We start from the raw sequence: 11,031 nt of genomic DNA, 5'->3' as shown, positions 1-11,031 counted from the left end.
TCCAATGCGTGTGTGGTTTTTAAGTGCTGCTCTGACCCTGATGTGTATAGCTCAGTCTGCAACGGCGGGAACACTATTGATCGTCGGCGATAGTATCAGCGCGGGTTTCGGCCTGGATACCCGTCTTGGGTGGGTGTCCTTGCTGGAGCAGCGTCTCAAGCAGCAAGGGTATGACGACAAAGTGGTCAACGCATCCATCAGCGGCGACACCAGTGCGGGCGGGTTGGCGCGGCTACCAGCACTGCTTGCAGCGCATAAGCCCGACGTAGTGATTCTAGAGCTGGGCGGTAATGACGGCTTGCGTGGCCAGCCTCCGGCGCAATTGCAACAAAATCTTGCGAGCATGATTGATCAGTCACGCGCAGCCGGTGCCAAAGTGCTGCTGCTGGGTATGCAGATACCGCCCAATTATGGTGTGCGCTATACGACGGCGTTTGCCAAGGTGTATAGCGATCTGGCTCAAGAAAAGAAGGTAGCGCTTGTGCCGTTTTTCCTTGAAGGAATAGGGGGGCATCCCGATTTGATGCAGGCAGATGGCGTACATCCTGCAGTCCCGGCGCAGGAGAAGCTGCTGAATAATGTATGGCCGGTGCTAAAACCCCTGCTTTGATGCTTCTCTACTGGCAGTGTTTCGGCTAATGTGGCGCCCCCCTGATTTGGAGCCCCAGATGTCGCGTCCTGCCTGGTCTTTATATGCCTATCAACTGATCGAGCCTGACGAACAGCTCGATCTGTTCGCCTGCCAGGAAGTTCGGGTGCATCTGGTCACGCGCCAACTTGAACTGGGCGGCACCATTGATCGCACGTTATGCGGCTCGCTGTTGCCTGCTCAACCGCGCTGGTCGGATGTCACGCGCAAGGTCTTTCAGGATCACCGGCTCTGCCCGTTGTGCCGGGCGATCATCGAGTCGCAGCGTCGCGGTACAGAGCCTATCTGGCCGGAACTGCGCTTTGAACTATGATGTTACCTGACTGACGCCTTAGCCGGCTCACGAACCCTGTGGGCGCGGTGTACACTCCTTTTTTTTATCCCCGTTGCTTTGCGAAGGATGTTCCGGATGTTGTCGCGCCTACCTGCGGTCACCCGCTACCTGTCAGTTGCCGCACTGTGTGTTGCCGGCCCCGTCTCTGCGCTTGAGTTTGCGCTGCCGCCGCCCGGCGAAGATGTTGTGGGGCAGGTGCAGGTGATCAAGGCTCAATATGAAGACTCCTTCGCCGATCTGGGCGAGAAGTATGAATTGGGCTACTCGGAAATGATTGCGGCCAATCCTGGCGTGGATGCCTGGCTGCCGGTCAAACGCAAGGGTGAAGAGACCGACGTGGTGCTGCCAACCCAGTTTGTTTTGCCGCCGGGCAAGCGAGAAGGCATCGTGATCAATCTGGCCGAGTACCGCTTGTACTACTTTCCGAAAGACCGCGACGTGGTTTACACCTTTCCACTGGGGATCGGTCGAGAAGGTTGGGGTTCGCCCGTAGGCACTACCAGGATTACCGCTAAAACGCCTAACCCGACCTGGACGCCCCCTGCGTCGATCAAGGCCGAGCATGCCAAGAATGGCGATCCCTTGCCGAACGTTGTCCCGGCTGGCCCGGATAACCCCCTGGGGCCTTTTAAATTCACCCTGGGCATGCCTGGCTATCTGATTCATGGCTCCAATGCCAAATTCGGCATCGGCACGGGCACCAGCCACGGCTGTTTCCGTATGTTCAACAAGAACGTGCTGCAAATGGCGAGCATGGTGCCGGTCGGTACGCCGGTAAGAATCATCAACGAGCCGTACAAGATCGGTGTCAGCGGTGGCAAGGTCTATCTTGAGCTGCATCAACCCTTGAATGTCAGCGATGGTTCTCTGGTCGCCGTAGGGGCGCCTTCGGCAGCTTCAATTGAAGAACTGAACGAGCGCTATAACGCAGTGATGAATGCGGTGCTTAAACGCCCTGATTTGAAAGAGACTATTCAGATTGATCGGGACAAGGCGTGGGAGGTTGTTCGCGCCGAAACTGGAGTGCCTACCGAAGTGGGTTTTGATATCTCGGCACCCGTGGGTCAGTCGTTGGACTACATACCCTGATTGCAGTGTTAAAAAAACCGCCACGGCATTAGCCCTGGCGGTTTTTTATTGCCTGCTTAGTTGCCGGCAATAAAAAAGCCGACCCATAAATGGATCGGCTTGGTAACAATCCTGACGGACTATTACTTGCGGCTAGCTTTTTCAAGCATACGCAGAGCGCGCTCGTTAGCTTCGTCAGCAGTCTGTTGTGCTTTTTGAGCAGCAGCCAGAGCTTCATCAGCTTTACGGTAAGCTTCATCAGCACGAGCCTGGGAGCGAGCTGCTGCATCTTCAGTTGCAGTCAGACGGGCTTCAGTTTCTTTAGATACGCTGCTGCAACCGGTAGCCAGAACTGCGGCCAATGCCAGAGCAGAGAATTTCAGAACGTTGTTCATCGTGTTCCCCTTCAAGGACTTTCTAAATGAAGCTGCTCCTTCAAAGTGAGGAAACAGCCGGCGTACATACTACCCATTACTTGTAGTAAGTAAACTGACCTAGCGCAAGAACCAAAAAAAATTTCTAGTAATCAACGCCTTTCGACTAACGTTAACCAATTGTGCTTGAAAAATAGCCTGCTCAGTATTGACCGAAGTCAAAATCATGGCCCCATTAGGTGACTTTAAGTGGGGGCATGCGTCATAGCCTCGACCGCAAGAAAGCGCTGCTATCCCCCAGAATAGGCTCTTGCAGGGGCTATTCTTGAACACAACTCACCTTGCACAGGCAAGGTGTATGTGATGGCAGGCAGTTCCCTCGGCCCAAAAACAACAGTAATGTAGAGGTCACGGTTCAAGACCCGCTAAGGAGCAATGATGAGCGAGGCGTTGTCTATCCACCATGACCAGGCAGGTCACCAGTTTGAGACCATTGTTGACGGTCACCGCGCTTACCTGACCTACATGGATCTAGGCAAGCAGACGCTGGATATCTACCGCACATTTGTGCCCAATGCACTGCGTGGGCGGGGTATCGCGGCTGCCTTGACCGAGGAGGCCCTCGACTACGCCGATAAAATGGGCTACGGAGTGATTCCTTCGTGTTCATACGTCGAGCGATATATGGAGCGCCACAAGCGCCCTCAGGCGAGTACCTGAACCAGCACGCAAAAAAAACCGGGCCAGGCCCGGTTTTTTTGTGCGCGTGTAACCGGCCAATCAGCCGCGCGAACGTTTTGGCAGTACATCCCTGAGCTTGGCGTGCATGCTGCGCAGTGTGCTTTCGGTGCTCGCCCAGTCGATGCAGGCATCAGTGATCGAGACGCCGTACTGCAAGTCTTCCAGGTTTTTAGGGATGGGTTGGCAGCCCCAGTTCAGGTGGCTTTCTACCATCAGGCCGATGATGGACTGATTGCCTTCAACGATCTGGTTGGCGACGTTCTCCATCACCAGCGGTTGCAGGGCCGGGTCCTTGTTGGAGTTGGCATGGCTGCAATCGACCATGATGTTCGGCAAGATTTTCGCTTTGTTCAGTGCTTGCTCACACAAGGCGACGCTGACTGAGTCATAGTTTGGTTTGCCGTTGCCGCCACGCAATACCACGTGCCCGTAGGCGTTGCCTTTGGTGGTGACGATCGAGACGCCGCCTTCCTGGTTGATGCCCAGGAAGCGATGCGGGCTGGAGACCGATTGCAAGGCATTGATGGCAACCGTCAGGCCGCCGTCGGTGCCGTTCTTGAAGCCCACTGCCGAAGACAGGCCGGATGCCATCTCGCGGTGAGTCTGCGACTCGGTAGTGCGTGCGCCAATGGCTGACCAGCTGATCAGGTCTTGCAAGTACTGTGGCGAAATCGGATCAAGTGCTTCGGTTGCTGTTGGCAGGCCCATTTCAGCCAGATCCAGCAGCAGTTGACGACCGATATGCAGGCCATCTTCAATTTTGAAGGAGTCATCCAGATACGGGTCGTTGATCAGGCCCTTCCAGCCAACGGTCGTGCGCGGTTTTTCAAAATAGACGCGCATGACCAGATACAGCGTATCGCTGACTTCAGCCGCCAGCACCTTGAGGCGTTCGGCGTACTCGTGGGCAGCCTTGAGGTCGTGGATCGAGCAAGGCCCGATGACAACGAACAGTCGATGGTCTTTGCCATCCAGGATGTTGCGAATTACCTCACGTCCTTTGGTCACAGTCTGCAGAGCGGTCTCACTGAGAGGAATCTCGCGCTTGAGCTGTTCAGGGGTGATCAGGGTTTCGTTGGAGGCAACGTTTAGGTCGTCGATCGGTAAATCAGCCATCGTGTTACTCGTCAGGTCACGGGTGCCGGCCGCCAGCGATCCCCGTGCGGCGGAGCACAGCTTGATTGAGCGCATCGGGGAGCCGAACCTTAACGCGTTAACCGGTTATTCGACAATGGGCATGCAGCGCTTTAATCCACCAGCGGAGAAGCAAGTGCGCGATCAAGGGTGGCCTGAGAGAACTCGACGGCATGATGACCGATCCATTCCAGGGCCAGTGTTTCGATATTTCCGGGGCTCTGGCTGTGCTGTTGAAGGCGGTAATAGTGTTCGATTTGGCAGACTTGCTCGCCCATGCGTGCGCCGAACAATATCTGGTCATCGGTAAATGCAACGCCGACCCGATAACCGTCGGGGCGTTTTTCGCACCATGCAATATAGCCGGGGTATCGGGCGTTCTCGCCCAGGGTCGGCATGCTGAGTTCTACAGCAGTGCCACGTCGCCAGCCTCTGTCGCTGTTGCATGAAACGCCGGCAAGGCTGATAGAGTGCAGTTTGTGGCGTGAAAGAGCGGGTTGTTTGCGGGGTTGGATCTCAACAGGAATATCGTCTGGGTGAGGTAGAAAACGACCCATGTATGCACACTCCGAGTGCCAGCATTTCAATATTGTTTTACTAAGTATAGTGAGTGAAATGGATCTGACTGACTTTGATGCGGATCAGCGTCTGTTGGCGCTGCCCGGCACCTCGCTGGTGGTATTCACTAGCGTGGGCTGTGGCAGTTGTCGAACGGCACGTGCCCAATTGCCTGAAATGCAGTTGCCGATCAATCAGTTGTGCTGGATTGATGCGGGCAACAACGGCGGCTTGGTCGAGCGCTATGAGATTTTTCATTTGCCAGCATTGTTCGTCGTGCATGACGGCGCCTTTTACGGCGAATTGAAGTCGCGTTTGAGTGAGGGCGAGCTGGCGCACCATATCCGCCTGGCCTTGACCCGTGAGCCTGACGAGCTGCCTTGAGACATCACACCGTGCGGAGGCAACATGAGCAAAGGTTTAAAAGGCAAGCTGGTACTGGCCATTTCATCTCGGGCTCTGTTCGATTTGAGCGCTAGCCATCAGGTGTATCTGACGCAAGGAATCGAAGCTTACCGCCAGTACCAGATTGAGCATGAAGATGAAGTACTGGAGCCGGGCGATGCATTCGAACTGGTGAAAAAACTCCTCAGCTTCAACGCAAGCCTTGGTCGTGAGCGAGTTGAAGTGGTGCTGGTGTCTCGTAACAGTGCCGACACCGGGTTGCGAGTATTCAATTCCATACAGCATTACGGTCTGGCCATTTCCCGCGCCGCCTTTTCCGGTGGTCGAAACCCCCACCCCTATCTGAATGCGTTTGCATGCGACCTGTTTTTATCGACCCATGCGGACGATGTACGCAGTGCGTTGGATGCCGGTTTTGCCGCCGCGACGATTCTGTCGGGAGGAGCGCGGCGCGCCGAAAGTGCAGAGCTGCGCATTGCCTTCGATGGCGACGCGGTGCTGTTTTCCGATGAGTCGGAGCGGGTCTACCAGTCGGGGGGGCTTGAGGCGTTTCAATCCCTGGAGCGTGAGTCGGCTCGCAACCCTTTGCGGGGTGGCCCTTTCAAAGGCTTTCTGGAGGCATTGAACCTGTTGCAGCGTGAGTTCCCGGCCGACAGCTGCCCGATACGTACAGCGTTGGTTACTGCGCGTTCCGCACCCGCCCATGAACGGGTGATCCGTACTTTGCGCGATTGGGATATTCGCCTCGACGAGTCGTTGTTCCTGGGTGGGCTGGATAAGTCGGCTTTTTTGGAGGCGTTTGCCGCTGACGTGTTTTTTGATGACCAGGCCGGTCATTGTGAGCGGGCGCGGCAGGTGGTTGCCACCGGCCATGTGCCCCACGGTATCAGTAACGAGACGCGCAGCCTGAGCTCAGACTGAGCATGACGTGTAAGTCATCGTGTGGGTCATCGTACAGGTGAGGGCGCTGCTAAGCTGATGGTGTCTCGGCCATTCTGGCACTCGGGGAGGCCGCATGATCCGCTCAATACTCTATGCCACTGACCTTGGAATATACGCGCCGGTCGTGATGCAGCATGCATTGGGTATGGCGCGGGGCTTCAGCGCAGATTTGTATGTCATCCATGTGGTAGAGCCCATGGGGCTGTTTGCAGAGTCAGTGTTGCAGAGTTATCTCGACGAGCAGTCGCTGAATCAATTGCAGCAGCAAGGCATGCACACCATGCTCATGAATATAGAGCAGCGTGTACTCGACAGTTTTCGCGATGATTTGCTTGAAGGTGATCAGGAGCTTGCATTGATACGCTCCGTCAAGGTTCTCCAGGGGGAGCCTGCGCAGATCATTCTGGAGCAGTCCCTCAAACTGGAGGTCGACCTGTTGGTACTCGGCAGTCATTGCCAGCCGACGGGGGCTATAACTCATTTGGGGCGCACAGCCGCGCGGGTGATCGAGTTGGCGCAGATGCCGGTGTATATGGTGCCACTGTTACATCGGCGGCACCGTTCAGGAGTGTAAGGCGCAGGGAATGGATAAAATGATAATAAAGTTCTAGATTTATTCTCTTGCCCTTCCATATAGTTATATATCGCCGCCGATACCCTTGGCGTCAATCTGCTTTGAGGGATGCATATGAAGCTTCAACAATTGCGCTACATCTGGGAAGTGGCGCACCACGACCTCAACGTTTCAGCGACCGCGCAGAGCCTTTACACCTCACAGCCGGGTATCAGCAAACAGATTCGCCTGCTTGAAGACGAGCTGGGCGTCGAGGTCTTTGCTCGCAGTGGCAAGCACCTGACCCGCGTTACACCTGCGGGGGAGCGGATTATCACCACGGCGGGTGAGATCTTGCGCAAGGTCGAGAGCATCAAGCAGATCGCTCAAGAGTTTTCCAACGAGAAAAAAGGCACTCTGTCGATTGCCACCACGCACACCCAGGCTCGCTATGCTTTGCCGCCGGTGATCAGCAATTTCATCAAGCAATACCCGGATGTCGCCTTGCACATGCATCAGGGCTCACCGATGCAAATTGCTGAAATGGCCGCAGATGGCACCGTTGACTTTGCCATCGCCACAGAAGCGCTGGAGCTGTTTGGTGATTTGGTCATGATGCCCTGCTATCGCTGGAATCGTTGCGTGGTAGTGCCACAAGGCCACCCGCTGACCAAATTGCCCAAGTTGACCCTTGAAGCGCTGGCTGAATACCCGATTGTCACTTATGTATTTGGTTTTACGGGTCGCTCCAAGCTGGATGAAGCTTTCAGCCATCGTGGCTTGACCCCCAAAGTGGTCTTTACCGCAGCTGACGCTGACGTGATCAAAACCTATGTGCGATTAGGACTGGGCGTTGGCATCGTGGCCAAGATGGCTGTCGATACCAACCTGGACAAAGACCTGGTGGTGTTGGATGCCAGTGAGCTGTTTGAGTCGAGCATTACCAAGATCGGCTTTCGCCGTGGCACGTTCCTGCGTGGATTCATGTGCGACTTTATCGAAAAATTTGCGCCGCACCTGACCCGCGAAGTGATGGCCAAAGCGATTCAATGCCATAACAAGCAAGAACTTGAAGACTTGTTTGAAGGGGTTGAGCTGCCTGTGCACTGAGGCTGTGTCACGTTTAACCAAGGCTTGCGTCACCGTGATCACGTATTGAACTGATCACGAGGGCGCAAGCCTTTTTTATGCGCCCCACGCAGGGTTTATGTACCGGTCACTGCTCTGCGTTTCGTGCATGTCGGTATTGGCTGACCGCTTCATACACCGCTTTACGCAGCCGGTTGATTCCACCAATCGGTTGATGCTCCTTAATCCCGTGCCAGGGGTTGAAAGACAGGTTGTCACACGCCAGATTCTCGCCAGGGGTGTCGAAGTCTTGAGCGGGAATCGTGACCCTGGCTACCGTTTCAAACGGTGCATCCGACTCTTTCCACTCGATGCTGGTGTCTTCAATCGGCATATAACGGTTGGCATTCTGTCGTTGAATTTGCAGTACAAAACAGGCCGGCACGCGATCCCTTGAAAGCTGCTGGTTCAATGCGCTGCGCAAGAAGTTGGGCAGTGCTTCATTTTGTGCGGGCAGGGTGTAGGCGGGGCAACTGTCAGGGTCAGGCGCTACCCGGTATTTGGCATTGGCTGCACCAAATTTGTAGGGCGAGACTGAAAAGTATGTGGTTTGGGTCGGACTTGGAGGGGGCGGCGCCAGCGTGGCCAAAGCGATAAACAAGTGGCGGATCTGCCAGCTGCGAGGGTCCGGGGACGGGAAGAACGCCATCACTTTCTGACCATCAGCTTGCGCGCCGATGTTCTGGCGGTATTCAGCTACATCGCTGACAAAGAAATTGGGATGGTTGAACATCACAAAATCCTGCTCGCTACGTCCGTGCTGGCTCGGCATAAGCTGAGTACCGGGCACGTCCAGCAATTTAAGGGCCATGCCCCGGGCATCGCGCAGGCTGTCAAATTGCGGGTAGGCGTTGCCATTGGACAGGCGCATGACGGCTTGCCAGGTTTTACCCGGTTCTGCGAAAACCCCGTGGCGCAGCATCGGATCAAGGTTTTGCAGCACCGTGACTTCTGCTTTTACGCATCCGTGAGCTTTGGCATGAGCGTCACGCAGATAGCGTGTGTTGTCGCGATGTTGATCCACTATTTTGATGGCGGTTTGCAGAATGTCTTGAGTCATGGCGGCTTCGCCCGCCGGGATTTCTTCCTGAGCGGGCACCGGGCCGCGGTGGTGCCACGAGAACCAGCCGGTGGCCAGCGCCCAGCCGATCAGGCCCAGCGCAATCAGCGTTAGCACAAGCTTGCCCAGCCAGGTGCCGAGACGAAGCCAAAGTTTAGTGAGCATGAATACTTCCTTTTAGCGGGCACGATAAGGCGTGGCACTTCATAGTGATGGCAACTGTTGTTCCAGCGGCCCACCGAGTACTTTCAAATACTCCAGCAATGCCCAGCGCTCTTCGGGTTGCAGCAGACGACCAATCACGCCGTTGCCACGTGGGCCGGCGCGGAATTCATGACCGCTGTTGTGGTTGCCGCTGATTCGCGTGTCGAGAACAAAGCCACCGTCAAACGCTTCGGTGTGATAACCCAGATGGCGCGGATCGTATTCAAAACTGCCGCGGTAAAACGTCTCGTCCCGCTCAGATTGGGGTGAGAGCAGTTGATACAGCGTGGGCACTGAGCCGTTGTGCAAGAACGGCGCAGTCGCCCAGATGCCTTCCAGCGGGCGGGCCTTGTAGCCGCGAACTTCCTGAACCGCAATAGGCAAACCATAGCCATTGAGGCGTGCTTGCTCTTGGGGGTCGATCCCGGCCTGAGCATACGCATGCTTTTCTACAAAGGCGGTGATGTAGGCAAGGCCTTTGGCCACTGACAGAGAATGCAGGTTCAGAGGTTCGTCGCTGGCGGGAACCAGATCGACATTGAGGTTTGCCAGTTCGGCAGGGTCCCATTGCAGGGCGCTGACGTCATAACGGTTATTGGCAATATTGTTCGCGCTGTTAGGGTCTGTGCCAATCACCTCCAAAGGAATGACTCGCAGCTGTTGTACCTGGCGGCCGTTTTCGTCTTTGACGGGCGGCACGTGACACGCGGCGCAGTTCTGCGCAAAGAGAGCACGGCCTTTTGCGGCCAGGGGGCGGTCGATCTGACCGAAGAGTGTTTCTGGCCAAACCGGCGGTTTGAGCCGTTGCAACGTTTCTTCGATGAGGTGCAAATCATGCACTCGCACGCTGGAAGGGTAGCGTGCGTCGCCTTGCAGGGGCTGGCCGTGGCTGTCGAAAAAGTTGAGGGTGGCACCCACCCCCAGCGCTTCCCCGATATTGCGGGCCATTGGCTGCTTGGCTGACGCGTTCCATTGCACCCAATCAAACGTCCACATGTCCCACAAGTGCGGGTAATCAACTGGGGCGTTGGCGACGCGATAGTTGTCCGGGGTAATGGCGTCACCAAAGCTGGCATTGGCGATACGCCCGAATGCATCGGTCCGCCCAGGCCCTTCAAGGGTCGGATACAACCCGCGATGGGTGTCGTTCCAGGCCACTGCGAGAAAGGTGTTCAGCGATGCCTTGAACTCAGCGCGCAACTGCTGGTGCTGCTCGTCGTAGTTGTCGCCCAATACATGGCGAGCGAAGCGCTCGAACTTCCACGGGTTGTAATACGTTGCGGCCAGACTGGCAACCAACGCCTGGCCAAAGCTGCCTCCGCGCAAAGTCGGCACGCTGGAGGGGAGTACATGCTGCGCGGGGGCGCCATCGACACGCAGGGCTTGGCCCTTGTAACGCAGTTCGCCGGTGTGGCAGGCCGCACAGGTTATGTCCAGATACTCGACATTGCTGCCTGGATTTTGATGGCGTGTAAAACCTACGGGCAAATTGCCCGGGTTGGCGGCACTGGCTTTTTGCTGTGGATCCACCAGAAAACCAAACCTGGCCAGATAGTCAGGCGCTGCAAACGGTTGTTCAGAGAAAGGCAGTTCCAGGGCAGTGAACCAGTTATAGCGCAGACCTTTAACTTGAGTCCCTTGAGGGGTGTAGTAATAAATCTGGCGATCTGCAGCACTCCACTGATCCTGATAATGCAGCTGCTGCGGCACCGTGTAATCGGGCAGTTTGGGGTGGGCGGTGAAATAGAGGATCAGGCCTATGAGAGCACCTAGAGCCACTAACAACATCAGAAAAACCCGGTAAAACACACGCACAGTAACGCTCCATGTAAGAATTTTTACAGTCTTATGCCCCAGGTTCTTTCTGGCATCAAGTAGCCA

General features: G+C 55.8%; 13 protein-coding genes. 8 read left to right on the top strand and 5 right to left on the bottom strand.

Translation table 11 applies throughout. The annotated features are described in order from the left end of the window. Positions 1–4 precede the first annotated feature (4 nt). From EQV93_RS10030 to EQV93_RS10020, 3 genes are all read left to right on the top strand, one after another. Positions 5–610, top strand: coding sequence for an arylesterase (locus EQV93_RS10030; protein WP_146383798.1), 606 nt, complete (start codon positions 5–7; stop codon positions 608–610). Positions 611–668: 58 nt separating this feature from the next. Beyond that, on the top strand, positions 669–962 hold the full coding sequence (locus EQV93_RS10025; protein WP_003446817.1) for a hypothetical protein: 294 nt from the start codon (positions 669–671) through the stop codon (positions 960–962). Positions 963–1,058: 96 nt separating this feature from the next. Continuing rightward, positions 1,059–2,072, top strand: a complete 1,014-nt coding sequence (locus EQV93_RS10020; protein WP_122784479.1) for a L,D-transpeptidase family protein — start codon at positions 1,059–1,061, stop codon at positions 2,070–2,072. Positions 2,073–2,194: 122 nt separating this feature from the next. Here the strand turns inward: EQV93_RS10020 and oprI are convergent, their stop codons facing one another. Further along, positions 2,195–2,446, bottom strand: a complete 252-nt coding sequence (oprI, locus tag EQV93_RS10015; protein ID WP_003172710.1) for an outer membrane lipoprotei OprI — start codon at positions 2,444–2,446, stop codon at positions 2,195–2,197. A gap of 417 nt (positions 2,447–2,863) precedes the next feature. On the opposite strand from oprI, the gene EQV93_RS10010 reads away from it, so the two are divergent. Next, the gene (locus EQV93_RS10010; RefSeq protein WP_122784480.1) at positions 2,864–3,145 is read left to right on the top strand and encodes a GNAT family N-acetyltransferase; all 282 of its coding nucleotides are present in this window, start codon (positions 2,864–2,866) and stop codon (positions 3,143–3,145) included. Positions 3,146–3,205: 60 nt separating this feature from the next. Here EQV93_RS10010 and EQV93_RS10005 read toward each other — a convergent pair whose 3' ends face one another. Then, entirely contained in the window at positions 3,206–4,282 is a 1,077-nt protein-coding gene (locus EQV93_RS10005; RefSeq protein ID WP_240891567.1) for a 3-deoxy-7-phosphoheptulonate synthase, read from the bottom strand. A gap of 131 nt (positions 4,283–4,413) precedes the next feature. Beyond that, positions 4,414–4,857 (bottom strand): PilZ domain-containing protein, encoded by a 444-nt coding sequence (locus EQV93_RS10000; RefSeq protein ID WP_240891478.1) that lies wholly within the window; start codon positions 4,855–4,857, stop codon positions 4,414–4,416. On the opposite strand from EQV93_RS10000, the gene EQV93_RS09995 reads away from it, so the two are divergent. The 4 genes from EQV93_RS09995 (at position 4,856) to cysB (ending at position 7,868) form a co-directional block, all read left to right on the top strand. Further along, complete coding sequence (locus EQV93_RS09995; protein ID WP_122784482.1) at positions 4,856–5,242, top strand: thioredoxin; 387 nt, start codon at positions 4,856–4,858, stop codon at positions 5,240–5,242. The two genes, EQV93_RS10000 and EQV93_RS09995, sit on opposite strands and share 2 nt — an antisense overlap. Positions 5,243–5,266: 24 nt before the next feature. Then, positions 5,267–6,184: a 5'-nucleotidase gene (locus EQV93_RS09990; RefSeq protein ID WP_122784483.1), complete on the top strand. Its 918-nt coding sequence runs from the start codon at positions 5,267–5,269 to the stop codon at positions 6,182–6,184. A 94-nt stretch (positions 6,185–6,278) separates the two neighbouring features. Next, positions 6,279–6,779 carry a universal stress protein gene (locus EQV93_RS09985; protein ID WP_122784484.1) on the top strand — a complete coding sequence of 167 codons (501 nt, stop codon included), beginning with the start codon at positions 6,279–6,281 and terminating at the stop codon, positions 6,777–6,779. Between the two features lie 114 nt (positions 6,780–6,893). After that, on the top strand, positions 6,894–7,868 hold the full coding sequence (gene cysB / locus EQV93_RS09980) for an HTH-type transcriptional regulator CysB (RefSeq protein WP_122784485.1): 975 nt from the start codon (positions 6,894–6,896) through the stop codon (positions 7,866–7,868). A 106-nt stretch (positions 7,869–7,974) separates the two neighbouring features. On the opposite strand, the gene EQV93_RS09975 is transcribed toward cysB, so the two are convergent. Together EQV93_RS09975 and EQV93_RS09970 are read right to left on the bottom strand one after the other, a co-directional pair. Further along, positions 7,975–9,111 (bottom strand): catalase family protein, encoded by a 1,137-nt coding sequence (locus EQV93_RS09975; protein WP_240891477.1) that lies wholly within the window; start codon positions 9,109–9,111, stop codon positions 7,975–7,977. Between the two features lie 39 nt (positions 9,112–9,150). Then, a complete protein-coding gene (locus EQV93_RS09970; protein WP_240891476.1) occupies positions 9,151–10,965 on the bottom strand; it encodes a di-heme-cytochrome C peroxidase in 1,815 nt (604 codons plus the stop codon). Positions 10,966–11,031: the final 66 nt, after the last annotated feature.

Origin of the sequence: Pseudomonas sp. TMW22091 (assembly GCF_022496705.1) — a bacterium.
GTDB classification, from domain to species: domain Bacteria; phylum Pseudomonadota; class Gammaproteobacteria; order Pseudomonadales; family Pseudomonadaceae; genus Aquipseudomonas; species Aquipseudomonas saxonica.
The sequence above is the reverse complement of the archived record's forward strand: the minus strand, read 5'-3'. Positions and strand labels throughout refer to the sequence as shown.

Excerpts from the sequence above, each read along its gene's own strand:
- EQV93_RS10030 (WP_146383798.1), top strand. The coding sequence starts at position 5 with ATGCGTGTGTGGTTTTTAAGTGCTGCTCTGACCCTGATGTGTATAGCT.
- EQV93_RS10025 (WP_003446817.1), top strand. The coding sequence starts at position 669 with ATGTCGCGTCCTGCCTGGTCTTTATATGCCTATCAACTGATCGAGCCT.
- EQV93_RS10020 (WP_122784479.1), top strand. The coding sequence starts at position 1,059 with ATGTTGTCGCGCCTACCTGCGGTCACCCGCTACCTGTCAGTTGCCGCA.
- oprI (WP_003172710.1), bottom strand. The coding sequence starts at position 2,446 with ATGAACAACGTTCTGAAATTCTCTGCTCTGGCATTGGCCGCAGTTCTG.
- EQV93_RS10010 (WP_122784480.1), top strand. The coding sequence starts at position 2,864 with ATGAGCGAGGCGTTGTCTATCCACCATGACCAGGCAGGTCACCAGTTT.
- EQV93_RS10005 (WP_240891567.1), bottom strand. The coding sequence starts at position 4,282 with ATGGCTGATTTACCGATCGACGACCTAAACGTTGCCTCCAACGAAACC.
- EQV93_RS09995 (WP_122784482.1), top strand. The coding sequence starts at position 4,856 with ATGTATGCACACTCCGAGTGCCAGCATTTCAATATTGTTTTACTAAGT.
- EQV93_RS10000 (WP_240891478.1), bottom strand. The coding sequence starts at position 4,857 with ATGGGTCGTTTTCTACCTCACCCAGACGATATTCCTGTTGAGATCCAA.
- EQV93_RS09990 (WP_122784483.1), top strand. The coding sequence starts at position 5,267 with ATGAGCAAAGGTTTAAAAGGCAAGCTGGTACTGGCCATTTCATCTCGG.
- EQV93_RS09985 (WP_122784484.1), top strand. The coding sequence starts at position 6,279 with ATGATCCGCTCAATACTCTATGCCACTGACCTTGGAATATACGCGCCG.
- cysB (WP_122784485.1), top strand. The coding sequence starts at position 6,894 with ATGAAGCTTCAACAATTGCGCTACATCTGGGAAGTGGCGCACCACGAC.
- EQV93_RS09975 (WP_240891477.1), bottom strand. The coding sequence starts at position 9,111 with ATGCTCACTAAACTTTGGCTTCGTCTCGGCACCTGGCTGGGCAAGCTT.